This window comes from Amycolatopsis silviterrae (assembly GCF_042684085.1).
GTDB classification, from domain to species: domain Bacteria; phylum Actinomycetota; class Actinomycetes; order Mycobacteriales; family Pseudonocardiaceae; genus Amycolatopsis; species Amycolatopsis silviterrae.
The window spans coordinates 93,501-119,911 of record NZ_JBHUKS010000012.1 but is presented as its reverse complement, the minus strand read 5'-3'; the positions used below and the strand labels follow the sequence as shown (position 1 = coordinate 119,911).

The window sequence follows — 26,411 nt, the reverse complement described above, 5'->3', positions numbered from 1 at the left end:
TCATCCCTCAATCACTCGAGGGCGGCCTGGCGGCGCCACCCGGGTTTGTTGTGGATGGCAACAAAGTATGCCGACCGGGTCCCGCACCGGCAAGGCATTCCGTGGGTCATTTTCCGACCGAAGGTCCGCGCGGGTGGTTCCTCGGGGAATTCCGGGCAGCGCCGGAGGACCGGACGGGCAAACCGCCCGGTCCTCCGGCGCTCGTTCAGTACCGGAACTGCTGCAGCTGGCGGCCGTCCGCCGACGGGACCCAGCCGGTGCGGCTGGCCGGGTCGAGCTGCGCCGAACGCTCGGTCAGCTGGTCGTACTCGCCGCCGAACGGGCCGGTCACGAAGTTCAGACCGGGCACCACCGCCATCGGCTTCCCGGCGGCGAGGTCGACGACGGCGAACTGGCTCGTCGCGTTGTTGTCGGTGACCACGCCGCCGACCTTGCCGAACTGCGACAGCACCGGCGGGGTCCGGAATGCCTCCAGCCCCAGGTGGTGCGCGCCGTCGACGGCCAGGAACCCGCCGCGCTGCTTGCGCACGCCGATCGTGCCCGCCGACGCCAGCGTCGTCCCGTCGACCGACGCCAGCGACGTCGTGCCGACGATGTTGAGGCTGATCGCGCGGTACTCCGGCTGGTAGATCTTGCCGGAGCCGGAGTCGGTCGCCAGTCCGGTGGCGCAGCCGCTGCCACCGTCCGCTCGCCGGACTTCTCCGGAGTCCAGGTCGACGCGAGCCAGCGGACCCGCGCCGCCGCTGAAGCAGATCATGCTCTGGTTGACCCGGCTCAGGTAGACGAAACCGTTCGCCGGATCGAGGTCGAGCATCCGGTACGCGCCGGGCGCCACCCCGGGCGGATCGGCGGGCAGCGGCTTGCCGAACGCGCCGGTGGCCAGGTCTAGCGGCAGGACCGCGTCGGCGTTGTCACCGTCGTGGTGGGCCAGCAGCGCGGCGCGGTGCCGCACTGGATCGACCCGGCCGCCGTTGAGCGAGTACCCGGCTGCGGAGGCGCTGGCGACGAGCTTGCCCGACGCCGTGTCATAAGTCTCCACAGTGGACGGTTCGCCGCCGAAGTGCAGCAGCACCAAGCGATGCGCTTCCGGATCGGCACCGAGGACCTGGTAGCCGCGGTTGGGCGAGGCGTCGCTGGCGAGGGCCCGGCCGTAGGTGCCCTTCGCGGCGTCGTACTCCCGCACCGACTCCCCCGCGCCGGGTTCGCGCAGCGCGACGTACGACGTGCCGGTGGCCGAAGCCGCGAAGCTCGTCACCACGGTGTCTCCTGGCGCGAGGCCGTCGTCCACGGTGAGGAACGACGTCGGCGAGGCCTGGCCGAGGATGTGTCCGTGCGCGTCGGTGGCGAAGACGCGGACGTTGTAGGACAGCGAACCGCCCAGCCCGAGTTTGGCCGCGTCCAGCTTCGCGGTGCCGTTGCGGCCGGGAAGCTGTTGGTACGCAACTGATCCGGCGCTCGGTCCGCCTGCGTCCCGGCTGTCGCCGTTCGCGTTCGTCACGGTGTTGAGCGACTTGAACAGGGTCGGCGCGGGTGCGGAGAACTCGACCGCCGCGCCGGTCGCGCCGTGAATGCCGCGGACGTCGTAGCCGACCGAGAACCCGGGCGCGGCGCGGGTGATTTCAGCGTGGTGCCCGGTGTTGAGAATGGGCGCGTCCGGCCGCTGTCCGGCATCGCCGCCGACGCGAACCGCGGTGAACTCGCCGTACATCGGATCGCCGACGCTGCCGGTGACCGACCGCTGCACGATTCCGATGCCGTAGATCCCGCTGCCGGCGGCGAACGCGGTGGCCGGCACCAGCACGTCGCCGGACGTCGCGGTCAGCGGCGCGCTGAACGTGGTCCCGAACAGCGGGGCGCTGACCGGGCTCCAGTGGCCGACTGTCGACACGACGAGCTGTGGGTTCGACAGATTCCGCACGCCGGTGAGGTCGTAGTGCACGCGGGTTGACTCTCCGCTGTGGACAGTCGCGGGCGCGACCGGGGCCTGCGCTTCGGCGTAGGTGCCGTCGGTCGGGCCGACCGTCAAAGTGCGGCTGGCCGACGCGAGCGGCCAGCCCGCGATGCGGACCTCGAAGGTGACCGGCACGGTCCGGTCGGTCGTGGCGAGCACCGGAAGGCCTGCGGCGGTCAGGAGTTCGGCCGGGCTCAGCCGTACTGCGGGCACCGCTGAGCGGAACTCCTTGCCTCCGACCTTCAGTGCATACGACGCACCCGGCGGCGCGCCCACGACGTCGGCTCCGATCGTCACCGGGCCGACGAGTCCTTCGCCGGTGCCCTGGGTGGCGAGGTCGATCCGGCCGTCCGGGGCGTCTTCGACGAACGCCGCGCCGAGCCCGCCCGTAGTGACCCGGTGTGCGACCGACATCCGCGCGATGGACGGAGCGGTGTGCACGCCGAGCACCGATTGGACGGCGGCGGTCACGTCGAGCTGCGGTCCGACGGTCACCGGCCGGTCGGCCTGCGGCGGAGTCGCCACTGGCCGCGCTGAACGCGTCAGCACGTTGCGGACGTCGAGCGGGTTCATCGGGCGACCGCTGAGTTTCGCGGCTTGCAGCACGACGGCGGCCGCGGCGGCGGTCATCGGCGCGGAGGCCGAGGTGCCGCCGTTGAGCACCGGAGTCACGTCCTGGGCGGAGCCGCGTTCTTTGTGCTCGTAGACGAGAATTCCGTCGCTGGGCGCGGAAATGTTCACCCGTGAGCCGAAGCCGGACGAGTAGGCCGCGCCGCCGTTGAAGCGGGTGGTGGCGAAGGTCGGGTTGTGCGCGGCCGGGGTGCCTGATCGCTGCGGCACGGAGAGGGTGTCGTCCAGCGTCGTGCCGCCGACGGCGATCGCGCCGCTGTCGAGGACCTTGGTGGGCGTCGTGGAGTACGCGTCGTCGTCGATGTCGGTGGTGTCACTGGCATCGCGGGCGACGTCGGTGGGCGTGCTGCCGCCGTCCGGACCGACCGCGGTGGGCGTGTAGAGCCGGGTTCCGTCGTTGGCCGAGATGGTGACGACGATGTGGTACTGGTGCACGATCGTGCTGACCACGGACTGCAGCACCGGATCGTCTTCGAGGTACCGGCCGGGGAAACCGACCGTGTCCGTGCCTTCGCCGAGGCTCGCGGTGATCACGTCCGGCCGCGGCGTCTGCCGGGCGGCGGCCAGCAGCGAGACCGCGATCTGGTCGACGGTCGGCTCCTGCGGCACGACCAGCCGGTACTGCGCGCCCGGCGCGATGCCGAGCAGATCCGTGTAGCCGGAGCCGGTCGCGCCCGGCCGTTGCGCGTCGTGCGGGAGCGGGGCCATCACGCCGAAGTCGAGCAGCACCTCGCCGAGCGCCGGGTCCTGGCCCTCCGCCGCACCGAGCGGGTCCAGCCTGCCGGACGGGCTGGCCGTGTAGGTCGGGATCAGCGGCATGGCAGGCAGATCGAGGTACCGCTGGCCGTCGCGCACGATCGTGGTCGGGCCGTAGGCGCGGACGTACTGGTCGCCCGCGTCGGCCATGCTCTGATCGGTCAGGTCGCCGATGGAGACGTTGGTGATGATCTGGCCGGCGCCGGGCAGCTGGCCGTACTTGGACTTCAGCAGGCTGTACGCGCCGAGTGCGTTGGTGCCGCCCGCGTTGAGGTAGCTCTCCGCGGACGAGCTGACGCCGTAGTTGTCCGGGAGCGGCGCGGGTGGTTTGACGTGCGCCTGGTTCTGCTTCTGCTTCGGTGGCACGGGGACTGGGCCGGTCGACATCGCCGAGACCCGCCGGTTCACGCGGGCGCTCACTACGCCGGGGGTCTTGGACAGCTTCTTGGCGGCCTCGGCGGCGTCGGAGTCGCGCAGGTGCACCAGGACGGTCTTCGAAAGTGCGGGAACGTCGGTGGCGTCCGGGAAAACGGGCTCGACTGAGGTTGCGCCGACCTCGGCCAACGCGGTGTTGACAACGTTGTCGGAAGTGCGAGCGGCCCGCTTGCCCGCCGCGATCGGCGGGCCTGTGACGGAGGTCGACGGTGCCAGGTGCACGACGACGTCATGGGGCTGCTGACGGGTGAAGGCGGCTCGGACGGCGTCGTCGGTCGGGGCGAAACCGCCGAGCGCGGACGTGCCTTGGGCAAGGGGCAGCACGGTTTTCGCGACGGTCTTGCCGTGTGCGTCGGCGCGGGTCGCGGTGCCGTCGGCGGCGAGCGTGACTGCTCCCCCGTCCGGCATCGCGACGTGTCTGGACGGGGGCTGATCGGGTGGCGGCGCGGCAAAGGCCGGGGCCGCGGCGAGGCCGCACAACGTCACGGCGGTGACGATGATGCGCAGCGAAGACGTTCGGGCGCGAGACACAGCGCCCCCTTTCGCGTCGGGGGGACGGGGGTCAGTGATCGGATCAATTTCCCAGCCCGTGACGGCGTGGCGCAAGATAGCCACCATGACCAATAGTCGCCAGGTGGCTGATTCACGCCAGGCCGCGCCGGATTTGTCCGCGCTCGGGCTGCCGCTTTCGGACACCCGGGTCTACACCGCACTCGTCGGACATCCGCGCACCCGGGCGGTCGACGTCGCCGAGCAGTGCGGGTTGTCGGCACAGCAGGTGTCGCGCGCGCTTTCCCGGCTCACCGCAGCCGGATTGGCCAGTCGCGTGCCCGGACGGCCCGCGCGCTACCTCGCCGCGCCGCCCGAACTCGCGCTCGGCGCACTCGCCGCGGAGCGGGCCGCCGAACTGCGCGAGGCGCGGGCGAAAATCGAGGATCTGATGGAGGTGCACCGCGAGGCGAGCCGGTTCACGCACCCGGCGGAACTGGTCGAAGTCGTCACCGGGGCGGAGAACATCGACAGCCGCGTGCTGCGATTGCAGGAGGAAGCCCGGACACAGATCCGAGGTTTCGACCGGCCGCCGTACGTCAAACCGCCCGGCGCGAACCTCGGCGAGGAGCAGCGGCGGCTCAAAGCGGGCATCGCCTATCGGGTCATCTACGCGCAAGCCGCCGTCGCGGTGCCCGGCCGGTTGCGCGGCGACATCCTGGCCAGCCACGGCGAACGGTCGCGGGTGCGTCCGACGCTGCCGATCAAGATGGTGATGGCGGACGAGAAGGTCGCGGTGATCCCGATCAGCTCGTCGCCGCGGGTGGTGGACGCGGCGTACATCATCCACGCGTCGGCGTTGCTGGACGCGCTGGTCACGCTCTTCGAGGCGGAGTGGGAGCGGGCGGTGCCGATCACTGGTGCGCTTGCTGGTGCGGATCCGGACACTGCCACGTTGCTGACGTTGCTGGCGTCGGGGCAGACGGATGCGGGGATTGCGCGGGCGCTGGGGTGGAGTGCGCGGACGACGCAGCGGAGGGTGCGGCGGTTGATGGCGGAGTTGAACGCTACTACGCGGTTTCAGGCTGGGATGAATGCGGTGGGGCGTGGGTTGTTGTGACGAGGTCCGTGAGGGGAACCTTCACAGACCTCGCCGCCGCTGGAGTCCGTGAAGGTGGCCCTCACGGACGCTGAGTCTCTCCGGGTTCCCCTCACGGACCTCAGCAACCCCCAGCGGTCTGTGAAGGGCCCCTTCACAGACCCAGATTCCTATGCCAGGGACTCAGGGCGGCGTTATGGGTGTGGCTGAGGTGTGTCCGTCCGGGCCGGAGCGGCTGGCGGACCGGATCGGCTGGCGGCGAGGCCGGGGCGGGCGGCGGGCGTGCTGTCTGTGAGGGTCGCCCTGAGGGAATCAGATTCCCTCAGGGTGCCCCTCACGGACTTGAATAAACGGGCATTCTGGCAGCAGTCGGGCATTTCGCTGACCTGTGAGTCCTTTATGGACAGTCAGCAGGCTGACGTCACCCGGCTTGAGCCTTTGGCGTTGGCCCTCCGCCGTCTGTGAGGGGCACCCTCACGGACTTGGATTCCCTCAAGGGGTCCCTCACGGACGTGGACCGCAGCGGTCGGCGGGCCCAGACTCAGTCCTCAGTGGACGGACGTTCCTCCAGCAGCCACAACACCCCGCTCGGCGGCAGTTGCAGCACCGCCGACGCGGGTTGCCCGTGCCACGGTTCCTCAGTCGCCTCGACCGCGCCCAGGTTCCCGACTCCCGAACCGCCGAAGGACGCCGCGTCCGTGTTCAGCACCTCGGTCCAACGGCCCGCGGACGGGAGGCCGACCCGGTAGTCGTGGTGCGGGATCCCGGCGAAGTTCGCGATGCACGCCAGCCGTGAGCCGTCCGCGCCCAGGCGCAGGAAGCTCAGTACGTTGCCCGCTGAGTCGTTCGCGTCGATCCAGCGGAAGCCGTCCGGCCGGACGTCGCCGCTGAACAGCGCGGCGGTGTCCCGGTAGAGCGCGTTCAGCTGCCGGATCAGGTCGCGGACGCCGCGGTGCAGCGGGGTTTCCAGCAGGTGCCAGTCCAGCGACCGCGACTCCGACCATTCGCGCGGCTGGCCGAATTCGCCGCCCATGAACAGCAGCTGCTTGCCCGGGTGCGCCCACATGAAGGCCAGCAAGGACCTGAGCCCGGCGGCCTTGTTCCAGTCGTCGCCCGGCATCCGTTCCCACAGCGAACCCTTGCCGTGCACCACTTCGTCGTGCGAGAGCGGCAGGACGAAGTTCTCGCTCCACGCGTACACGAGCGAGAAGGTCATCTCGTTGTGGTGGTACGCCCGGTGGATCGGCTCGTGCGACAGGTAGCGGAGCGTGTCGTGCATCCACCCCATGTTCCACTTGAAGCCGAAACCCAAGCCGCCCAGGTGCGTCGGGCGGGTGACGCCGGGCCACGCGGTGGATTCCTCGGCGACCATGACCACGCCGGGGTGTCGCTTGTAGACAGTCGCGTTCAGTTCCTGCAAAAACCTTACCGCGTCGAGGTTTTCCCGGCCGCCGTACTCGTTCGGCAGCCACTCGCCGTCCTTGCGGGAGTAGTCGAGGTACAGCATCGAGGCGACCGCGTCGACGCGCAGGCCGTCGAGGTGGAACTCCTCCAGCCAGAACAGCGCGTTCGCGACCAGGAAGTTGCGGACCTCGTTGCGGCCGAAGTTGAACACGAGCGTGCCCCAGTCCGGCTGTTCGCCGCGGCGCGGGTCCTCGTGCTCGTACAGCGGGCTGCCGTCGAACCGCGCCAGTGCCCAGATGTCGCGCGGGAAATGCGCGGGCACCCAGTCCACGAGCACGCCGATGCCGCGCTGGTGCAGGTGGTCGACCAGGTACCGGAAGTCGTCCGGCGAGCCGAAGCGCGACGTCGGCGCGTAGTACGACGTGACCTGGTAGCCCCACGAGCCGCCGAACGGATGCTCGGCCACCGGCAGGAATTCGACGTGCGTGAAGCCGGTTTCCTCGACGTAGTCGGCCAATTGGTCGGCCAGCTCGCGGTAGCCGAGCCCGGGCCGCCACGAGCCGAGGTGCACCTCGTACACGCTCATCGGCGCGTCCGCCCAGTCGGTCGCCTCGCGCCGGGCGACCCAGCCGGCGTCGCCCCAGGCGTACGACGATTCGGTGACCTTCGACGCGGTCGCGGGCGGCACCTCGGTGGCGAAGGCCATCGGGTCGGCTTTCTCGTGCCAGTGCCCGTCCGCGCCGAGGATGCGGAATTTGTAGCAGCTGCCGACGGAAACGCCCGGCACGAACAGCTCCCACACGCCCGAGGACCCGAGCGAGCGCATCGGGTGGCCGCGGCCCTCCCACGCGTTGAAGTCGCCGATCACCCGCACGCCGCGCGCGGTCGGCGCCCACACCGCGAAGGACACGCCTTCGACGACGCCGTTCGGGGTGTCGTACCGGCGCACGTGCGCGCCGAGCACGTCCCACAGCCGTTCGTGCCGTCCTTCGCCGATGAGGTGCTGGTCCAGTTCCCCCACCGTCGGCAGCCAGCGGTACGGGTCGTCGGTGACCACCGTGCGGTTGTCGTAGCCGACTTCGATCCGGTAGTCGCCCGGATGTTCCGGCAGCACCGCGGCGAACAGCGCGTCCGCCACGCGTTCCAGCGGAACGCGCCGGTCGCCCGCGACGACCGACACCGACGTCGCGCCCGGGCGCAGCGCGCGCACGACGATGTCGCTGCCGTCGGTGTGCACGCCCAGCACCGCGTGCGGGTCGTGGTGCTCGCCCGCCAGCAGCCGGTCGATGTCGAGCGGGGACGGCGCCGCCGAGGGCAGATCCGCGGGGACAGCGTTCACGGGGTCACTCGCTTCCGTCGGTGCTGCGGGCGATCGCCGCCAGCGGCACGCTCAGCCAGTCCGGCCGGTTCGCGTGCTCGTAGGCGACCTCGTACACCGCTTTGTCCAGTTCGAAGGCGCGGAGCAGACCCGCGTGCGCCCGCGGGTCGCCGACCGGGCCGGCGGCGCGGGCGTACCCGGCGCAGAACGCGGCGCGGTTGCGCCGGGCCCATTCCATCGCGTGCCGGGTCACGTCCGCGTTCTCCGGCTGCCCGACGAGCCGCTGGTGCGCCGCGTAGTCGAACGACCGGAGCATGCCCGCCACGTCGCGCAGCGGCGAGCGCAGCGCGTGCCGTTCCGCGACCGGGGCGGCCGGTTCGCCTTCGAAGTCCAGCAACAGCCATCCGCTGACGGTACGCAGCACCTGGCCCAAGTGCAGATCGCCGTGGATGTACTGCATGACAATCGGCGACTCGTGCGCGCGCACCGCTTCGAACGCTTCGCGCAGCGCGGGCGCGTGCACCGCCAGCTCGGGGACGACGCTGGACACCTGGTCGAGGCGCTCGGTCATCGCGCGCACCGTGCGGTCCAGCTCGTCGCTGTCCGCGGGCTCGGTGCCGAGCGCGGTCGCCAGGTCCGCGTGCACCTCGGCCACCGCGGCGCCGAGCCGCTCGGACTCGCCGGCGAAGTCGCCGCCCGCCTCGGCCGCGGGCTGGTCCGGTTCGGCCAGCAGGTCCCGCACGCTCGTGGTCGCCATCGCCCAGCCGTCGACCGCGTCCGCCAGGAACTCCTGCAGCATCCCCATCGTCGCGGGCTCGCCGTGCAGTTCGCCGGAGATCGAGCCGACCACGCGGGCGATGTGCTTGCAGCCCGCGTCCTGCAGCGCGCGGTGCAGCAGCAGGTCCTTGTTCATGCCGGGGCTGAGCTTGCGGAACAGCTTGAGGATGTACTGCCCGCCGTAGACCAGCGAAGTGTTGCTCTGCTCGGCGGTGATCGGCCGCGAGCGCAGCCCGGGGTCGAGCGTCGTGTCCGGCTCCGCGGAGAACCGCAGCGGGCCGGCGGACTCACCCGCGGCCATCCGGTCCAGCAGCCCGGCGGTGAGGTCCGCGTCGCCGCTCGCCTCGTAGAACCCGTCGCCGAGCACCGCCGCCGACGCCACCTCGGGCACCCCGGACCGGCGGCCGATCAGCAGCTGGTACAGCTCGGTGCGGTCGCCTTGGCACACCTCGACGACCGCGTGCACCAGCAGCGGATCCGGCCCGGCCAGCACGGTGAGGCCGGCCGGGCGGACCTCGTCGACCGGCCGGTCCTTGCCGGCGAACCAGCGCTGCGCGGGCAGCCAGCCGGGCAGCAGGGCGGTCAGCGCCCGGGAAACCTCGGGCAGCTCGGGCACTTCGGACGGCTCCGGCGGGGAATCGCGATGCGGCAGCGGACTCACCTCATTCTTCCGGCTCGAGCAGCTGGAACCAGTAGAACCCGTGTCCGGGCAGCGTGAGCAGGTACGGCAGCTCGCCGATGTCCGGGAACCGCACCCCGCCGGTCAGCTCGACCGGCGTCGCGCCCTGGTGCGCGGACAGGTCCAGTTCCACCGGCTGCGGGAAACGGGACAGGTTGTTGACGCACAGCACGACGTCCTCGCGGCCGTCCGGGCGCAGCCACCGGCGCTGGTAGGCGAGCACGCTCGGGTTCGAGCCGCCGAGGTCGGCGAAATCGCCCTGGCCGAACGCGTGGTGCTGCTTGCGGACCTCGATCATCCGGCGCGTCCAGTTCAGCAGCGACGACGCGTTGTCCGCCTGCGCCTCGACGTTCAGCGCCTGGTGCCCGTACACCGGGTCCATGATCACCGGCAGGTAGATGCGGCCGGGGTCGCAGGTGGAGAAGCCGGCGTTGCGGTCCGGCGTCCACTGCATCGGCGTGCGGACCGCGTCCCGGTCGCCGAGCCAGATGTTGTCGCCCATGCCGATCTCGTCGCCGTAGTACAGCACCGGCGACCCGGGCAGCGACAGCAGCAGCGCGGTGAACAGCTCCTGCTGGTCGCGGTCGTTGTCCAGCAGCGGGGCCAGCCTGCGGCGGATGCCGATGTTGGCCTTCATCCGCGGGTCCTTGGCGTACTCGGAGTACATGTAGTCGCGTTCCTCGTCGCTCACCATCTCGAGCGTCAGCTCGTCGTGGTTGCGCAGGAAGATGCCCCACTGCGTGCCGGACGGGATCTGCGGCGTCTGCAGCAGGATCTCCGAGATCGGGAACCGCGACTCCCGGCGCACCGCCATGAAGATCCGCGGCATCAGCGGGAAATGGAACGCCATGTGGCACTCGTCGCCGCCGGACTCCGCGTCGCCGAAGTACTCGACCACGTCGGTCGGCCACTGGTTCGCCTCGGCCAGCAGGATCCGGCCGGGGAACTCGTCGTCGACGACCTTCCGGCAGCGTTTGAGGAAATCGTGCGTGCGCGGCAGGTTCTCGCAGTTGGTGCCTTCCTGTTCGAACAGGTAGGGCACGGCGTCGAGGCGGAACCCGTCGATGCCGATGTCGAGCCAGAACCGCAGCACGTCGATCATCGCGTCCTGCACGGCCGGGTTCTCGTAGTTGAGGTCGGGCTGGTGGGAGAAGAACCGGTGCCAGTAGAACTGGCCGCGCACCGGGTCGTAGGTCCAGTTCGACGTCTCGGTGTCGACGAAGATGATCCGCGCGTCGGCGTAGCGGGAGTCGTCGTCGCTCCACACGTAGTAGTCGCCGTACGGGCCGTCCGGGTCCGAGCGCGACTGCTGGAACCACGGATGCGCGTCCGAGGTGTGGTTGAGCACGAGGTCGGTGATCACCCGGATGCCGCGCCGGTGCGCCTCGTCGAGCAGGTACACGAAGTCCTCGACGCTGCCGAATTCCGGGAGCACGGCTCGGAAATCGCTGATGTCGTAGCCGCCGTCGCGCAGCGGCGAGGCGTAGAACGGCGGCAGCCACAGGCAGTCCACCCCGAGCCATTCGAGGTAGTCGAGCCGCTCCGCCAGCCCGCGCAGGTCGCCGGTGCCGTCGCCGTTCGAGTCGGCGAACGCGCGCACCAGCACCTCGTAGAACACCGCGCTCTTGAACCATTCCGGGTCCTTCGGCGCCGCGTGCGCGTGCCCGAAGTCGTCCGCCTGCGGCTCGACCAGCAGGCCGTCGGCGGTCACCGCCTCCCCGGTGTGCGGCACGCCCGCCAGTCCCGCGGCGGCGCCGGGCCGGCTGTCCTCGTCCATCCGTTCCACCTTGTCGTGAGTGCTGCTCGTGAGCGGTTATCCCGGTTCCGGCCGGGATAACCGCTCACGAGGGTTTTTTCTGGTCAGGCCGCGAGCCGGCGGCGCAGCGCCACGATGTGCGCGACCGCCCGCCACGGTTCGAGCCGGACGAAGTTCGCCTGGCCCCAGTCCCACGTCTCGCCGGTGACCTCGTCGTGCGCGATGAGCCGCTCGGACCAGTCGAAGCCGAGCGCCGGGAGGTCGAGCCAGAGCGTGCCCTCGTGCGCGTTGTGCGGGTCGAGGTTCACCACCGCGACGACCGTGTCGCCGGTCGCCGGATCCTGTTTGGAGTAGGCGATCAGCGCGTCGGCGTCGACGTGGTGGAAGCGCAGCGACCGCATGCCCTGCAGCGCCGGATGCGCGCGGCGGACGGCGTTGAGCCGGGTCAGCCACGGTTCCAGCGAACGGCCCTCGGCGAGCGCGCGGGCGAAATCGCGCGGGCGCAGCTGGTACTTCTCCGAGTCGAGGTACTCCTCGCTGCCCGGCCGCACCGCCTCGGACTCGAACAGCTCGTAGCCGGAGTACACGCCCCAGGTCGGCGACATCGTCGCGGCCAGCGCGGCGCGCAGCGCGAACATGCCGGGACCGCCGTGCTGCAGCGATTCGTGCAGGATGTCCGGGGTGTTCACGAACAGGTTCGGCCGCCCGTGGTCCCAATGCTCGACGAGGTCCGTGCCGAACTCGGTCAGCTCTTCTTTCGTGGTGCGCCAGGTGAAATAGGTGTAGCTCTGGGTGAAGCCGAGCTTCGCCAGCCCCCACAGCCGGGCCGGGCGGGTGAACGCCTCGGCGAGGAACAGCACGTCCGGATGCGCGTCCTTGACCGACTGGATCAGCCACGCCCAGAAGTCCGGCGGCTTGGTGTGCGGGTTGTCGACCCGGAAGATCCGCACCCCGTGCGACACCCAGTGCAGCACGACGCGGAGCACCTCGTCGTAGATGCCGCGCGGGTCGTTGTCGAAGTTGACCGGGTAGATGTCCTGGTACTTCTTCGGCGGGTTCTCCGCGTACGCGATGGTGCCGTCCGGGCGGGTGGTGAAGAACTCCGGGTACTTGACCACCCACGGGTGATCCGGCGCGGCCTGCAGCGCGAGGTCGAGCGCGACCTCGAGGCCGAGTTCCCCGGCGCGCGCGGTGAAGGCGTCGAAATCCTCGATCGTGCCCAGCTCCGGGTGGATGGCGTCGTGCCCGCCCTCGTCCGCGCCGATCGCCCACGGCGAGCCGACGTCGTCCGGCGTCGCGTCGAGGGTGTTGTTGGGGCCCTTGCGGTTCACCCGGCCGATGGGGTGCACCGGCGGCAGGTAGACGACGTCGAAGCCCATGCCCGCGACGCGGTCCAGCTCGCGCCGCGCGGTGGCGAAGGTGCCGTGCACCGCGCGGCCCTGCGCGTCGACCCCGCCCGTGGAACGGGGGAAGAATTCGTACCACGAACCGAAAGCGGCGCGTTTGCGGTCGACCCACAGCTTCAGCGCGCGGCCCTTGGTGATCAGCTCGCGCACCGGGAAGTCGTGCATCAGCTGGCGGACCTCGGGCGACAGCGCGGGACCGACGCGCTCGGCGAGGTCGCGCTCGTCGTCGCGCAGCGCGGCCGCGGCCCCGGCGAGCAGCGGGCGCTCGGCCCGGCGTTCCGGGCGGCGCGACACCCGGTCGAGCAGCAGCGCGCCGCTCTCCAGGTCGTTGGCCAGTTCCCCCGGCCCCTGCCCGGCGGCGATCTTCACCTCCACCGCGTGCTCCCAGGTGGCCCACGGATCGCTCCACGCGTCCACGCGATAGGTCCACATGCCCTCGGCGTCGGGCACGATCACCGCGCCGAAGCGGTCGAGCCCCCGGCCCCGTTCGGCCATCCGCGTCTGGCGCGCGGCCCGGTCGCCCGGGCCGCGCCAGGCGACCGTCGCGGCGACCGCGTCGTGGCCCTCCCGCCAGACCGTGGCGGTGACGGGGAAATGTTCGCCTGCGACGGCCTTGGCCGGATACCGGCCGCAGCTGACAATGGGTGCGACGTCGTCGATCCCGAGCCTGCCGGTCATGGCAATGCCCCTTTTTCACCGTGGGTGGGAGTGTGGGCGGAGTGTGCTTCCGCGAGCACGGCCAGTGTGCCTGATTCCTCCAAAGCCGTTGACAGCGGGGCCTTTTTCGGAAATTCCCGCCACCCGGTCGGGCGAAACGGGCCCATTCGGCGGAACTTCCGGACGCATTCCCGTCTCCCGCCCGCAACACGCGCGCCGAATTGCGTTAACAATCGGCGGCGCGTTCCGGTGATTACCCGCGAGTACCGGTCTCCAGTTGTGGAATATCCCGGTTTCGCGGGCACCGCCTACAGCTGCGGGATCTCCACCGTGTCCCGCGGCGCGCGCAGCAACAGCAGCGAGCGCGCCTCGACCGTGATCCGCGCCTTCGGTTCCAGCACGCCGGGGTTGGCCGGGGTGCCGTCGGCGGTGCTGGTGTCCAAAGTGGGCTTGAAGGTCTCGCCGTACTCCGGGCCGGGCAGGACCACCTCGGCCGGTTCCGCGCCGGCGTGCAGCACCAGCAGCCACGAATGGTCGGTGACGAGCGCGCCCTCGCGGTTGCGCGCCTGGCTGTTCGAGCCGTCGATCCACATGCAGAGCGTGCGGCGGTCCTCGTCGAACCAGTCGATCTCGTCGAACTCCTCGCCGTCCGGGCGGAACCACACGAGGTCGGGCTTGCCGGTGACCGTCGTGCGGCCCTCGAAGAACTCCGGCTGCCGCAGCGCCGGGCTGTGCGCGCGCAGCCGGACCACCCGGCGGGCGAACGCGAGCATCGGCTCGGACGCCTCGGTCGGGGTCCAGTCGAGCCACGACGTTTCGTCGTCGAGGCAGTAGGCGTTGTTGTTGCCCTGCTGGGTCCGCCACATCTCGTCGCCCGCGGTGAACATCGGGGTCCCGGTGGACAGCAGCAGCGTCGCGAAGAGGTTGCGGGCCTGGCGGGTGCGCAGCGCGACGATCGCCGCGTCGTCGGTCTCGCCCTCCGCGCCGTGGTTCCACGACCGGTTGTCGTTCGTGCCGTCGCGGTTGTCCTCGCCGTTGGCCTCGTTGTGCTTTTCGTTGTAGGACACCAGGTCCCGCAGCGTGAAGCCGTCGTGCGCGGTGACGAAGTTGATCGACTGCCACGGCCGGCGCAGGTTGTGGTCGTACAGGTCAGACGAGCCGGACAGCCGATAGGCGAGGTCGCGCACGCCGGTCGCGCCGCGCCAGAAGTCGCGGACGGTGTCGCGGTAGCGGCCGTTCCATTCGGCCCACTGCGCGCCGAAATCGCCGACGCGGTAGCCCTCGCCGGTCGCGTCCCACGGTTCGGCGATCAGCTTGCAGCGCGACAGGATCGGGTCGGTGGTGATCGCGGTGAGCATCGTCGACTCGCGGTCGAACATCTCGCCGCGCGGGCGGCCGAGCGTGCTCGCCAGGTCGAAGCGGAACCCGTCGACGCCCATCTCCTGCGTCCAGTACCGCAGCGAATCGGTGACCAGCCGGACGACGGTCGGCGAACCGGCGTCGAGGGTGTTGCCGCAGCCGGTGAGGTCGGCCATGTGCCCGCGGCGGGTGTGCAGGTAGTACGCCGGGGCGTCGAGGCCGCGCAGCGAGAGCGTCGGGCCGTCCGGTCCGCCCTCGCAGGTGTGGTTGAAGACGACGTCGAGCAGCACCTCGATGCCGGCCGCGTGCAGGGCCGCCACCATCGTGCGGAATTCCTCGACCTCGCGGCCCGGCTCGCTCGCGTACCCGGCGTGCGGCGCGAAGTAGCCCAGCGGCGAGTAGCCCCAGTAGTTGTGCCGCCCGGAGCGGATCAGCGCGGGCTCGTCGGCGAACGCGTGCACCGGCAGCAGTTCGACGGTCGTCACGCCGAGCCGGGTCAGGTGCTCGATCGCCACCGGATGCGCGAGGCCGAGGTATGTGCCGCGCAGCGCCTCCGGGATGAACGGATGCTGCTGGGTGAACCCCTTCACGTGCAGTTCGCAGATCACCGACTCCTCGAACGGCACCTCCGGCTTGACCCCGGTGTCCTGTCCGCCCGGCGACGTGACGACTGACAGCGGCACGCTGCCCAGAGAGTCCACAGTGGACATCGGACCGCGGTCCGGGTCGCCGGTGAAGCCCTGCGCGGCGTGCAGGCTGGTGAGCTTCCCGGTGATCCGGCGGGCGTACGGGTCGACGAGGAGCTTGGCCGGATTGCAGCGGTAGCCGCGGGCCGGGTCGTACGGGCCGTGCACGCGATAGCCGTAGCGCTGGCCGACCGTGACGCCGGGGACGAGCCCGTGCCAGACGCCGAACGTGCGTTCGGTCAGCTCGATCCGCCGCTCGGAACCGTCGTCGCCGACGAGGCACACCTCGACCGCGTCGGCGACCGGCGAGGTCACCGCGAACCGGACGCCGCCCGCCTCCGGGTGGGCGCCGAGCGGAAACGGCCGTCCGGCGAGGACCTGGTTGTCGGGTGCGGGTCGTTGTGCCATGCGCCGATCTTTCCAAACCCGGGGCGGCCCCGGGCTCCGGCGCTTGGCTGAACTTGGCGAGGATAGGGGTGGTGACCTGGGCAGACGGCCCCGCGAACCGAGGTCAGGCCGGGCGCGCCCGGAAAGCCGCCGCGACGGCGAGGCTGTCCTCGTACATGTGGTGCCGCGAGATCAGCCCTTCGTGGACGGTCAGCCGGAGCGCGAAGGTCATCGCGAAGCGTTGGCCGGTGGGGTTGACCTGCTGGAAGCTGGCTCCGAAGAGGACCGCGTCCGCGCCGTCGACGATGACCTGGTCGAGCCGCACTTCGCCGGCTTCGGGAACGCAGACGCGCGCGAAGGTCCGGTAGTGGTCCGCGACGTCGGCCCGGGTGGACCGGGGACGGATCCACGGCACGTCCGGATGCTCTGGTGCTGGCCAGCTCACCCGCCAGTCGACGGTCTCCGCGTAAAGCTCGGCGATCCGCTCCGGGGTGTCCCCTGCGGTCCGGCGGAGGAATTCTTCGACGACGGCCTGGGTGTTTTCGTTCATGATCCGGACGTTAACCGGGGTCTGCTGACATCTTTTGTCAGTGGATCCAGGCATGCTGGTGCCATGCGCGCGAGCCGGCTCGTCTCGATCCTGTTGCTGCTCCAGGCCCGGCAGCCGAGGACCGCGGACGACCTCGCCGCGCGGCTGGAGGTCTCCCCGCGCACGATCTATCGCGACATCGAGGCGTTGAGCGCGGCTGGCATCCCGGTGTACGGCGAACCTGGCCACGACGGCGGATATCGCCTGGTCGACGGCTACCGCACCCAGCTGACCGGCCTGACGCGGCAAGAGGCCGAGGCGCTCTTCCTCACCGGCCTGCCCGTCGCGGCCGCCGGGCTCGGCCTCGGGCCGGTCGTGGCGAACACGGAGCGCAAACTCCTGGCCGCGCTGCCTGCTGACCTTCGTGCGCATGCTGATCTCTTGCGCGCGCGGTTCCATCTGGACGCTTCGTCCTGGTACCACGGTGCCGAAGCCACGCCGCAGCTGCCGACCGTCTCGGACGCGGTGTGGCAGCAGCGCCGGGTCCGGATCCGCTATCAGCGCTGGGCAGCGCCGCACGAGGTGACCCGGACCGTTGAGCCGTACGGCGTGGTGCTCAAGGCTGGGCAGTGGTACCTGGTCGCCCGTACCGGGGAGTTCCGGACTTACCGGGTGGCGCGGATCGTCTCGGCGGAGATGCTTGAGGAGTCCTTCGACCGTGCCGGGGACTTCGAGCTGAGTGGGTACTGGCAGAGCTACCTCGAAGATTTCGATGCCCGGCGGCATCAAGGCGAGGCGGTGCTGCGGGTGTCTCCGGAGGGTTTGCGTCTTTTGCCGCAGCTTGCCGAGCCAGCTTTCGCTCGGGCGGCTCAGGAGAGCGGGGTGGTCGAGGCGGACGGGTGGACCCGGGTGGTCGTTCCGGTCGAGGAGGACGGGCAGGCGGTTCACGATCTTTTGCGGCTTGGGCCGCTCGTGGAAGTGGTTGCGCCGCAACAGCTTCGGGACCGGGTGGCCGGGGTGCTGGAGGAGATGCTCGGGCGGTATCGCCGCTAGACTCCGGCTCCGTGACCGGTGACGCCGTGCCCAAGCGCTCATTCCTCGTGCTGCACGACTACGGCATGGGCGGCTTCTGGTGGTGGATTTCAGCGCGGTCCGAGCGGGAAATCCGCGAAACGTTCGCTTGGGTCGAGGTAGTCACCGATCCGGACGTCGAGGCCAGGCATCGGAACACCGGGCTGCCGGAAGCCGACATCGACGACGCCGAAATGCCCGCGGTGCTGGACAGGCTGCGCGCCGAGCGTGCCGGGCAGCGCGGCCGCCCCGGGTTCGGCGAGTTCGCGGACCGGGAGGTCGTCTACCTCCGCAGGCGCATGGACGAGGAGAACGCCGACTGGCTGGCCGAGATCGGGCCGGACGGGCGCCGGATCCGCGACCTGGAAGTGGCCGACGACGGGACCTCGCTGCGCGGCGAACCGGACGACTGGCCGTTCAACTCGCCGGTCGTCGACCTCTTCGCCCCGGAGATTGCGGACGAGGAGATCAGCGCTGCCGAGTTCGAGGAGCGCTGGGCCCGGGCTCGGCCGGCCGCCGACGGGTTCAGCGAGTAGCGACCAGCACGAACGACTCCGCGGGCAACACCGTCGCTCCCTCCCCGACCACCGGATTCCCCCACGAAGCCAGCACCTCCCCCGCCACCGGGACCTCGACCGGTTTCGCCCCGAAGTTGCACGCCAGCTGCAGCCCGCCCCGGTGCAGCACCAGCCACGAATCGTCCGGCGCGGTCTCCGCCACGACCCGGTCCAGCCGCGGATCGGCCAGCTCCGGATGCGAGCGGCGGAGACGGATCAGCGTCCGGTACAGGCCGAGGATCTCCCGGTGGCCCGGTTTGCCGGGTTCGGTCCAGTCGAGCCGCGACCGGGCGACGGTGGCCGGGTCCATCGGGTCCGGGACGTCCGCCTCGACCCAGCCGTGCCGGGCGAACTCGCGGCGGCGGCCGGTGCGGACGGCCTCGGCCAGTTCCGGGTCCGGGAACGACGCGAAGAACTGCCACGGCGTCTCCGCCGCCCATTCCTCGCCCATGAACAGCATCGGCGTGAACGGCGAGCAGAACACCACCGCGGCGCCGCAGGCCAGCAGGCCGGGCGAGACGGTCGCGGACAGCCGGTCGCCCGCCGCGCGATTGCCGATCTGGTCGTGGTCCTGCAGGTAGGCCAGGAACCGGTGGCCGGGGGCGACGCGCCGGTCCAGCGGGCGGCCGTGTGTGCGGGAGCGGAACGACGACCAGGTGCCGGCGTGGAAGAACGCCTCCCGCAGGGTCTTGGCCAGCGCGCCGGGCTGGGCGAAATCCGTGTAGTAGCCGGTGGTTTCGCCGGTGAGCCGGACGTGCAGCGCGTGGTGCAGGTCGTCGGACCACTGCGCGTGCAGGCCGTAGCCGCCGGCGTCCCGGGCGGTGACGAGCTGGGGGTCGTTCTGGTCGGATTCGGCGATCAGCGTCAGCGGGCGGTTCAAGGCGGCCGACAGCGCTTCGACCTCGGTGGCCAGTTCTTCCAGCAGGTGCACGGCGCGCTTGTCGACCAGAGCGTGCACCGCGTCCAGGCGCAGGCCGTCGACGTGGAAGTCGCGCAGCCAGCCGAGAGCGTTGTCGAGGACGTAGCGGCGGACTTCGTCCGAACCAGGGCCGTCGAGGTTCAGGCCCGCGCCCCAGTCGGTGCGGCCGGCGAAGTACGGGCCGAACCGGTCGAGGTAGGCGCCGGACGGGCCGAGGTGGTTGTAGACGACGTCCAGCAGCACGGCGAGCCCGCGTGCGTGACAGGCGTCGACCAGGCGTTTCAGGCCGTCGGGGCCGCCGTACGGTTCGTGCACCGCGCCCCACAGCACGCCGTCGTAACCCCAGCCCGCGGTGCCGTCGAAGGAGTTCACCGGGAGCAGTTCGACGTGCGTGACGCCGAGGTCGACCAGGTGGCCGAGCCGGTCGATGACCGCGTCGAACGTGCCTGCCTCGGTGAAGGTGCCGACGTGCAGTTCGTAGACCACTCCGCCGGGCAGCTGGCGTCCGGTCCACGACTGGTCGGTCCATTCGAACGCCGCGTGGTCGTAGACGCGGGAGGCTTCGTGGACGCCGTGCGGTTGACGAAGGGAACGCGGGTCCGGAAGCGGACGATCGTCGTTGAGGAGGAAGGCGTAGTCGGTGCCGGTGACGTCGGCCTGCCACCAGCCGTCGGCGGCGGGGGTCATGTCGTGGTCGGTGCCGTCGACGCGGATGCGGACGCGCTCGGCGGACGGGGCCCACACGGTGAACATCAGGACTCCTCCCGTACCAGAAGCGCGACTGGGTACTGGTCGAACAACGCGGCCGCTCGCGGGGCATCGCCGACCAAGCGACCAGTCAGCACGTCGGTCCATTCGCCGTCGCGCAGCGGGAGGACGGTGTCCCGCCAGCCGCCCGCGCGGTGCAGTCCTATCGGCAGCCGGGTGACCGCCACGGCCAGGCCGGCACCGCGTTCGAAGGCCAGAAGGTGTTCCGCGGCAACGCCTTCCGCGTGCAACGGCCGGTATCCGGCGAACAGCTCCGGCCGGTCTCGCCGCAGGGCCAGCACGCGGTGCACCACCAGGAGCTTCGCCGCGCCGGTCTCGTCGATCTCCGGCTGTTCGCCGGCCTGGATCCGTTCGAGCAGGGAACGTCGCGCGGCGTAGTCGACCGCGCGGCGGTTGTCCGGGTCGACCAGCGAGTAGTCCCACAGCTCGGTGCCCTGGTAGACGTCCGGCACGCCGGGTCCGGCCAGCTGCACCAGCTTCTGGCCCAGCGAGTTCGCCCAGCCCGCGCCGCGCACCCGCTTGACGAACGACTCGACGTCCGCCGCCAGCGAAGCGTCGCCCAGCACCGCGGACGGCCACTCGGCGACCGCGCGTTCGAAGTCCTCGTCGTGGTCCGTCCAGGAGGTGCGGAGTTTCGCTTCCTTCGCGGCCTTGTCGAGGTAGTCGCGCAGCCGCTCCGGCGAGATCGGCCACGCGCCCACGAGCGTCTGCCAGGCCAGCAGATTCAGGGCCGGCTCGTCGATCCCGCGCGCGGCGGTCCAGCGGCGGACCGCGACGGCGAACTCGTCCGCGACCTCCGACAGCGCGGCCATCCGGGCCCGCGTGTCCTCGGACCGCTTCGTGTCGTGCGTGGTCAGGGTGGTCATCGTGGCCGGGGACGCGGCGGCCCGGCCCGCGGCCAGGGTGTGGAATTCCCCGGTGCTCAAGCCGAACCGGTCCGGATTGCCGCCGACCTCGTTCAGCGCGGCGAACCGGGTGAACCGGTAGAACGTGGTGTCCTCGGTGCCTTTCGCGACGACCATGCCGGACGTCTGCTGGATCCGCGTCGCCAGCTCGCCGTCCGGCGCGCCGCGCACCTGGCTGTCGAGCGCGTCGAGCGCCGGTGCCAATTCCGGACGCCGCTTGCGTGCCCGCGCGACGGCGGTCGCCCAGTGCCCAGCCCCCTCGGGGAGATACGAGCGGTAGACCGGGAACGCGATCATCACCTCGGCGACGGCGGCGTGGGCGGCGTCGGCGTCCACGCCCTGCAGCAGCGCGGCGATCCGGTGCACCTCGGCGACGAGGATGCCGTCGGTCACCAAGCGCCGCGCTCGCTCCTCGACCGCGTGGTAGTCGGTGCGCACGCCCTGTTCGGCCGCGAGCCGCGTGAACACCGACGCGGCGGCCGGGTCGACGAACACGCCGGTGATCTCGCGCAGCGCGTCGTACCCGGTGGTCCCGTCGACCGGCCAGCTCTGCGGCAGCGCCTCGCCCGGGTGCAGGATCTTCTCCGCCACCAGCCACGCCCCGGGCGCGCCCGCGCGCAGCCGCCGGAAGTAGCCGCCGGGGTCGGCGAGCCCGTCCGGATGGTCCACCCGCAGGCCGGTGACGTCGCCGTCGGACACCCAGCGCAGCACCTCGCCGTGCGTCTCGGCGAACACCTCCGGCCGCTCGACGGTGACCGCGGCCAGGTTCGTGATGTCGAAGAACCGTCGGTAGTTCAGCTCGCGGTTGCCGCGCCGCCAGCCGACCAGCTCGTAATGCTGGCGCGCGTGCACCTCCTGCGGAGTGCCGTCGCCGGTGCCGGGCGCGATCGGGAACCGGTGGTCGTAGTAGACGAGTTCGTCCCCCTCGACCGCCAGCTCGTCGTTGTCGTCGCCGAGCACCGGCAGCAGGAGCCGCCCCCGGTGCCAGTCGATGTCGAAGAACGGCGCGTACGGCGATTGCCGGCCGTTCCGCAGCACGTCCCACCACCACGGGTTCGCCTTCGGCACCTCGACCGACATGTGGTTCGGCACGATGTCCACCACGAACCCGAGCCCGGCGTCCTTCAGCCGCGCCGACAACGCCTTCCGCGCTTCTTCGCCGCCCAGTTCGCCCCGGGCGCGCGTCGGATCGGTGACGTCGTAACCGTGCGTGGACCCGGGCGTCGCGTCGAGCATCGGCGAGCCGTAGAGAGCGCCGACGCCCAGCTCGCGCAAGTAGTCCACGATCCCGGCAGCGTCGGCGAAGGCGAACTCCGGCCGCAGCTGCACCCGGTACGTCGAGGACGGCGTGCTCATTCGCCCTCCTTGGCGGTGCGCTGGAGCACCACTAGGGACCGCGCGGCGAGCGTGAACTTGCCGCCGCCCTCGACCGGTTCGGCGTCGGCGTTCCCGACGCTGCCGGTCTCGGTGTCGACCACGACTGTCCACTCGCGACCGTAGCCGTTGCCGGGCAGGGTCATCGCGATGTCCTCCCAGTGCGCGTTGAACGCGAGCAGGAACGAATCGTCCGACACCGGCATCCCGCGCGGGTCGAGGTCCGGAATCCCTTCCCCGTTCAGGAAAATCACCACCGACTTGCCGAACGCGTCGTCCCAGTTCTGCTCGGTCATCTCCTCGCCTGCCGGGGTGAACCAGGCGATGTCGCCCAGCTCCTCCCCCTTGCGCACCGGCTTGCCCTGGAAGAACCGGCGGCGGCGGAACACCGGATGCGCCTTGCGGAACGCCGTCAGCGCCGCGGTGAACTCGACGAGGTCGGCGTTCTCCGAGACGAGTTCCCAGTCCATCCAGGACAGTTCGGTGTCCTGGCAGTAGGCGTTGTTGTTGCCCTGCTGGGTGCGGCCGAGTTCGTCGCCGTGCAGCAGCATCGGCACGCCCTGCGACAGCAGCAGCGTGGCGAGCAGGTTCCGCCGCTGCCGGGCGCGCAGCGCGAGGACCTCCTCGTCGTTGGTCGGACCCTCGACGCCGCAGTTCCACGACCGGTTGTCGTCCGCGCCGTCGCGATTGTCCTCGCCGTTGGCCTCGTTGTGCTTTTCGTTGTACGACACCAGATCGGCGAGCGTGAACCCGTCGTGCGCGGTGACGAAGTTGATCGACGCGAACGGGCGGCGGCCGTCGTCCTGGTACAGGTCCGACGAGCCGGTGATGCGCGAAGCGAACTCGCCCAGCGTGGACGGTTCGCCGCGCCAGAAATCGCGGACGGTGTCGCGGTACTGCCCGTTCCACTCGGTCCACAGCGGCGGGAAGTTGCCGACCTGGTACCCGCCCGGCCCGACGTCCCACGGCTCGGCGATCAGCTTCACCTGGCTCACGATCGGGTCCTGCTGCACGAGGTCGAAGAACGTCGACAGCCGGTCCACGTCGTAGAACTCGCGCGCCAGCGCGGACGCGAGATCGAACCGGAAGCCGTCCACGTGCATCTCGGTGACCCAGTACCGCAGCGAATCCATGATCAGCTGCAGCGTGTGCGGGCTGCGCACGTTGAGCGAGTTCCCGGTGCCGGTGTAGTCCATGTAGTAGCGCGGATCGTCCTCGACCAGGCGGTAGTACGCCTCGTTGTCGATGCCGCGCATGGACAGCGTCGGGCCGAGGTGGTTGCCCTCGGCGGTGTGGTTGTAGACCACGTCGAGGATCACCTCGATGCCGGCCTCGTGCAGGGCGCGGACCATGCCCTTGAACTCCTGCACCTGCCCGCCCTGGCCCTGCATCGCCGCGTAGCCGTCGTGCGGCGCGAAGTACCCGATCGTGTTGTAACCCCAGTAGTTGCGCAGGCCCTTCTCGTCCAGGCCGTGGTCGGTGACGAACTGGTGCACCGGCATCAGTTCCACCGTGGTGACACCGAGTTTCTTCAGGTGCTCCACCACCGCCGGGTGCGCGAGCCCGGCGTACGTGCCGCGCAGCCGATCCGGCACGAACGGATGCGTCATCGTCATGCCGCGCACGTGCGTTTCGTAGATGACCGTCTCGTGGTACGGCGTCCGCGGCGGCCGGTCGTTGGCCCAGTCGAAGAACGGGCTGACCACCAGCGAGTACGGCACGTGCCCGGCGGAATCGTCGTCGTTGCGCTGCTCCGGGTCTTCGAAGCGGTAGCTGAACAGCGCTTCGCTCCAGTCGACGCCGCGCGACAACGCCTTGGCGTACGGGTCGATCAGCAGCTTGCTGGGGTTGCAGCGCTCGCCGCGGCCCGGATCGTAGGGCCCGTGCACGCGGAATCCGTAGCGCTGGCCCGGCCCGACGCCGAGCAGGTAGCCGTGGTGGACGAAGCCGTCGACCTCCTCCAGCCGCGCGCGGGTTTCGTTGCCCTCGTCGTCGTACAGGCAGAGATCGACGTGCTCGGCGACCTCGGAGAACAGCGCGAAGTTCGTCCCCACGCCGTCGTAGGTCGCGCCGAGCGGATAGGGCTTTCCGGGCCAGGGCCGCACTGGGCTCTCCTTGGGCATCGGTTTTCGGTGTCCGGACGGGGTTTCCGGCGGTTCAGCGCAGTGGACGGGCGGCGGCCAGCGGGGCGACCGCCGCCCGTACGCGGGGGTCCGCGAAGAACCCGTCGACAGTGACGGGAAGCGGGATGCGCCAGTTAGGGTACTCATCCACGGTGCCCGGCAAATTCGGCTGGCGCCGTTCGCCGATCACGTCCGCCGGCGCGGTGAGCACCAATCGAGACGCCGCCGAAGCGAGCAGCGTGTGCAAGGCGACCACCAAGTCGTCAGCCGGAATTCCTTCGCTGGCAACCACTTCGAGCAGCGCCTGCCGTTCGGCCGCCGCCTCGGCGTACTCCTGCTCCACCGGACGGTCCAGCTGCCCGAGCCCGGCCCGGACCCGGACGTGTTCGGCGTCGAGCCAGCCGGACACGGTCGGCAGGTCGTGCGTGGAAATGCTGGCCATCGCGTCCGGATCCCAGCTGTCCGGGCGGACGAACGGCTGGCCGGGCGCGTCCCAGTCGCGCTGGAACCACAGCACCGCGGAGCTGAGCAGGCCGCGCTCGTGCATGGTTTCGGTGACGGTGTCCTCGACCGTGCCGAGGTCCTCCCCCACGACGACCGCGCCCGCGCGATGCGCTTCCAGCGCGAGCACGCCGAGCATCGCTTCCGCGTCGTAGTGCACGTACGTGCCGCGACCGGCCGGTTCGCCCGGCGGGATCCACCACAGCCGCCACATGCCGGCGATGTGGTCCACGCGGATCCCGTCGGCGTGCCGCAGCACGCCGCGCACGACGTCGCGGAACGGCGCGTACCCGGCCTCGGCGAGCCGATCCGGCCGCCACGGCGGCAGATTCCAGTCCTGGCCCTGCTGGTTGAACGCGTCCGGCGGCGCGCCGACCCGCACCCGCGCGGCGAACACGTTCCGCAGCGCCCAGGTGTCCGCGCCGCCGGGATGCACCCCGACCGGCAGATCGTGCACGACGCCGACCGGCATGCCCGCTTCCCGCGCGGCGCGGCGGACGCGGTCGAGCTGCTCGTGACAGAGCTGCTGGAGCCAGCCGTGGAACTCGATCCGCTCGGCCAGTTCCTCGCGCGCGGCGGCCACCTCGGCGCTGCCGGGATCGCGCAACGGCTCGGGCCACTCGCGCCAGTCGCCGCCGTGCACCTCGGCGAGCGCGCCGAACGCGGCGAAATCGCGAAGGTCGTCGTCCATTTCCACCGGCTCCGGGTGATACCGGCGCAGCAGGTCCAGCGCGGCGCGTTTGGCGGTCCACACGGCGTCGTAGTCGATCAGCTCGCCGATCGGATCCGGCGCGAGCGCGCGCACCTGCCGCCGGGTGTTCTCGTCGGCGCGGGCGAACGCTTCGGTGTCGGTGACCCGCAGGTACAACGGGTTCGCGAACCGGCGGCTGGACGGCGAATACGGCGACCGCTCGACCGGATGCGCCGGGCTGATCGCCTGCACGGGGTTGACGAGCAGCACGCCCGCGCCCAGTTCGGCGGCCGACCGGGACGCCATTTCGGCGAGGTCGCCGAAATCGCCCATTCCCCACGACTGATCGGAATGCAGTGCGTAAAGCTGCAGCATCCAGCCCCACGCGGGCGGCACCTCGGGCAGCCGATCCGGGACGACGGCCAGCGAAACGCGCTGCCCGTCCGTCACGATCCGGTGCCAGCCCAGCGGAAGGTCCGCCGGAAGTGTGGTGCCGACGTCACGGACAGTGCCGTCTTCGAGTTCGACTGTCGCGGCTCGGCCCAGCTCGCGTTCTTGCCCGGCGCGCAGCACCACGGTCGGCGGCAAGGCTTGCGACGCACGGGCTTCCCGCACGGCGGCCAATTCTCGCTGAATCGCTTGTGGAGTACCGGCATCGACGTCTAGCTGCGCCAATACGGCGATCACGACATCGGGGTCAACGCTTACTTCGATGCGGTCGGCGTTTTCGTAGCGGGTGGCGACCCCGTGAGCGGCGGCCAATTCGGCCAGTTCGGGGGTCACGTTTCGGTCCGGGGAACGGGAATGCGCACCGGAACAGTGTCCCGGGCAGTGCCGCGCGGCGCCATTCGCCTCGCCGCCGCAGACGGGCGAAGCGGTAACCGGCCGGTCGGGGGGCGTGCCGGCCGGTCACCGCCACACGAAACAAGAGGGAAGCCGTTCCCCGGAATGACGCGCGGCGGCTGAGTTCACCCGTTCAGGCGCTTTTCGCGGTTTCACCGAGCGGGTGCATACCAACGGGGGTAGCGCCGTCCGAAATGGCGATGCCAGGAACCCAAGGCGGTGCCCCGGGCGCGGTTCGAGGCGCGCCTGCTGTCCGTGAGGGGAACCCTGCGGGAATCAGAGTCCGTGAAGGTTCCCCTCACGGACCTCGGCAACGGCCACGCGGCCGAGGTCCGAGATAC

At 70.8% G+C, this 26,411-nt stretch carries 14 protein-coding genes; 3 read left to right on the top strand and 11 right to left on the bottom strand.

The window, feature by feature from the left end; translation table 11 throughout:
• Positions 1 to 205: 205 nt before the first annotated feature.
• The gene (locus ACFSVL_RS17980) at positions 206 to 4,303 is read right to left on the bottom strand and encodes a S8 family serine peptidase (protein ID WP_378305540.1); all 4,098 of its coding nucleotides are present in this window, start codon (positions 4,301 to 4,303) and stop codon (positions 206 to 208) included.
• A gap of 103 nt (positions 4,304 to 4,406) precedes the next feature.
• Between ACFSVL_RS17980 and ACFSVL_RS17975 the strand changes: the two genes are divergently transcribed.
• Positions 4,407 to 5,381, top strand: coding sequence for a helix-turn-helix domain-containing protein (locus ACFSVL_RS17975; protein WP_378305538.1), 975 nt, complete (start codon positions 4,407 to 4,409; stop codon positions 5,379 to 5,381).
• 520 nt (positions 5,382 to 5,901) lie between these two features.
• Here the strand turns inward: ACFSVL_RS17975 and glgB are convergent.
• From glgB to ACFSVL_RS17945, 6 genes are all read right to left on the bottom strand, one after another.
• Complete coding sequence (gene glgB, locus ACFSVL_RS17970) at positions 5,902 to 8,103, bottom strand: 1,4-alpha-glucan branching protein GlgB (RefSeq protein ID WP_378305537.1); 2,202 nt, start codon at positions 8,101 to 8,103, stop codon at positions 5,902 to 5,904.
• 4 nt (positions 8,104 to 8,107) lie between these two features.
• The gene (locus tag ACFSVL_RS17965; protein WP_378305846.1) at positions 8,108 to 9,475 is read right to left on the bottom strand and encodes a maltokinase N-terminal cap-like domain-containing protein; all 1,368 of its coding nucleotides are present in this window, start codon (positions 9,473 to 9,475) and stop codon (positions 8,108 to 8,110) included.
• Positions 9,476 to 9,521: 46 nt separating this feature from the next.
• Positions 9,522 to 11,315: a maltose alpha-D-glucosyltransferase gene (gene treS / locus ACFSVL_RS17960; protein WP_378305535.1), complete on the bottom strand. Its 1,794-nt coding sequence runs from the start codon at positions 11,313 to 11,315 to the stop codon at positions 9,522 to 9,524.
• Positions 11,316 to 11,398: 83 nt separating this feature from the next.
• Positions 11,399 to 13,378: an alpha-1,4-glucan--maltose-1-phosphate maltosyltransferase gene (locus ACFSVL_RS17955; RefSeq protein WP_378305533.1), complete on the bottom strand. Its 1,980-nt coding sequence runs from the start codon at positions 13,376 to 13,378 to the stop codon at positions 11,399 to 11,401.
• Between the two features lie 287 nt (positions 13,379 to 13,665).
• Complete coding sequence (gene glgX, locus ACFSVL_RS17950; protein ID WP_378305531.1) at positions 13,666 to 15,810, bottom strand: glycogen debranching protein GlgX; 2,145 nt, start codon at positions 15,808 to 15,810, stop codon at positions 13,666 to 13,668.
• 103 nt (positions 15,811 to 15,913) lie between these two features.
• Positions 15,914 to 16,339, bottom strand: coding sequence for a nuclear transport factor 2 family protein (locus tag ACFSVL_RS17945; RefSeq protein WP_378305530.1), 426 nt, complete (start codon positions 16,337 to 16,339; stop codon positions 15,914 to 15,916).
• Positions 16,340 to 16,402: 63 nt separating this feature from the next.
• On the opposite strand from ACFSVL_RS17945, the gene ACFSVL_RS17940 reads away from it, so the two are divergent.
• Both ACFSVL_RS17940 and ACFSVL_RS17935 read left to right on the top strand, forming a co-directional pair.
• Positions 16,403 to 17,371 (top strand): helix-turn-helix transcriptional regulator, encoded by a 969-nt coding sequence (locus ACFSVL_RS17940; protein ID WP_378305528.1) that lies wholly within the window; start codon positions 16,403 to 16,405, stop codon positions 17,369 to 17,371.
• An 11-nt stretch (positions 17,372 to 17,382) separates the two neighbouring features.
• Positions 17,383 to 17,925: a hypothetical protein gene (locus ACFSVL_RS17935; RefSeq protein WP_378305526.1), complete on the top strand. Its 543-nt coding sequence runs from the start codon at positions 17,383 to 17,385 to the stop codon at positions 17,923 to 17,925.
• On the opposite strand, the gene treZ is transcribed toward ACFSVL_RS17935, so the two are convergent.
• From treZ to malQ, 4 genes are read right to left on the bottom strand one after another with little or no spacing between them, the layout of a single operon-like run.
• Positions 17,915 to 19,621: a malto-oligosyltrehalose trehalohydrolase gene (gene treZ, locus ACFSVL_RS17930; protein ID WP_378305845.1), complete on the bottom strand. Its 1,707-nt coding sequence runs from the start codon at positions 19,619 to 19,621 to the stop codon at positions 17,915 to 17,917. The two genes, ACFSVL_RS17935 and treZ, sit on opposite strands and share 11 nt — an antisense overlap.
• A complete protein-coding gene (gene treY, locus ACFSVL_RS17925) occupies positions 19,618 to 21,894 on the bottom strand; it encodes a malto-oligosyltrehalose synthase (RefSeq protein WP_378305524.1) in 2,277 nt (758 codons plus the stop codon). The genes treZ and treY overlap by 4 nt, the downstream gene beginning before the upstream one ends.
• Positions 21,891 to 24,017, bottom strand: coding sequence for a glycogen debranching protein GlgX (gene glgX, locus ACFSVL_RS17920; protein WP_378305522.1), 2,127 nt, complete (start codon positions 24,015 to 24,017; stop codon positions 21,891 to 21,893). Before glgX (ACFSVL_RS17920) ends, treY begins: the two co-directional genes overlap by 4 nt.
• Before the next feature lie 52 nt (positions 24,018 to 24,069).
• Positions 24,070 to 26,010: a 4-alpha-glucanotransferase gene (gene malQ / locus ACFSVL_RS17915; protein ID WP_378305520.1), complete on the bottom strand. Its 1,941-nt coding sequence runs from the start codon at positions 26,008 to 26,010 to the stop codon at positions 24,070 to 24,072.
• Between the last annotated feature and the right edge of the window lie 401 nt (positions 26,011 to 26,411).